Below are 1,260 nucleotides of genomic sequence, written 5' to 3'. Positions count from 1 at the left end.
GGCACTGGGGTCCGTCAAGTATACAGTTTAAATAGAAAAATAGTTTATGCGGTTTGAACGCGGAATTTTTCTGCGGTCAAGCCGTTTTTTGATGCATATGCACGTTGCGTGTTGAAATATTCAATAGATTCCTTTACTGATCCCTCTAATTCTTCCAACGTTTTAGGTCGAGTACGTTTAGCTAACCAAATTAGTTTAAAGTCATTCCACCAACGTTCCATCGGTGAGTTTTCCCAAGGATGACCTGGATGAGACATACTATGAATACAGTTTCGACTGGCTAAATAGTTGTTAAAACTAATAGAACAGTATGCTGCTCCGCGATCCGTATGGATCATCGGATGTGCATCAGGTTCCATTTTGAATGCTCGTCTAAATACTTCAATTGCCGAGATCGCAGTTTCAGTAACGGAAATATTGTAGCTCAACGCGTAACGACCGTATAAATCCAGAACTATATGCACTCGAGCCTTCTTTAACTTATCTACCCCATACAGAACTTCTGTAGTATCAGTTACCCAAACTTCATTTGGTCTTTGTCGATCAAATTGTCCGTCGAGTAGGTTATCATTTATATACTCCTCATGGCGTTTAACTCGATTATGTTTCTTTTTACGGATATTTGCTCTAATTCCATGTTTTCTCATACAGTTGGTTACTCGCTTTAAACCTGCTTTAAAATTCAGTTTATTTTCAAAAGCCAGTTGTGTCGTCATACCTAAATAACCCAAAGTCCACTTATGTTCTTCTTCCAATTCTAGAATTGAACTGAGTAACTCTGCTTGTTCATTTTCGTACTTACTTGGCTTTCTGCGAACCCATTTGTAATAGGCATCTCTGGTGCGCAGTCTGTTTTGTGGTTTTGATGTCGCTGATTGCCCTTGCTGTGGGAAACGGACATGTGGTGTGGATTTTGATATTTCCTCTGATTTGAATTTTGTTTATTTTACTCATTTTCAATGAATGGAATTATTATTTTGTCTCCAATATTTATATTATTTAGTTCATTATATTCTTTTAAATCATCTAGAGTTACACTGTATTTTATTGCAACACTTTCTATGGTGTCTTCTTCTCTCATTATATGTATTTTATATTTGTAAAAGTTTTCTTCTTGGTTACTGATTATACTTTGTAGTACTTCTGTGTCATTGTCATTCAATTCGGTAGCTACTAAGTTTTCATTAACTTCTTTTTCATTTGTAATTTCTTCTAGCATTATTTCGTTGTGAAATACTTCTGGTGTTTTTAATTCTTGTG

General features: G+C 35.7%; 2 protein-coding genes. Both read right to left on the bottom strand.

Features of this window, described 5'->3' with window-relative positions; genetic code table 11:
- Positions 1 to 44: 44 nt before the first annotated feature.
- Positions 45 to 848 carry an IS3 family transposase gene (locus Q9Q35_RS00635; RefSeq protein WP_304651688.1) on the bottom strand — a complete coding sequence of 268 codons (804 nt, stop codon included), beginning with the start codon at positions 846 to 848 and terminating at the stop codon, positions 45 to 47.
- 98 nt (positions 849 to 946) lie between these two features.
- On the bottom strand, positions 947 to 1,260 hold a 314-nt coding region (locus Q9Q35_RS00630; protein ID WP_304651687.1), incomplete at its 5' end, for a LysM peptidoglycan-binding domain-containing protein.

The sequence above is a fragment of the uncultured Ligilactobacillus sp. genome (assembly GCF_948826705.1).
Classification (GTDB): domain Bacteria; phylum Bacillota; class Bacilli; order Lactobacillales; family Lactobacillaceae; genus Ligilactobacillus.
Note: the sequence above shows the minus strand (reverse complement) of the source record. Positions and strands in the feature narration are given on the sequence as shown.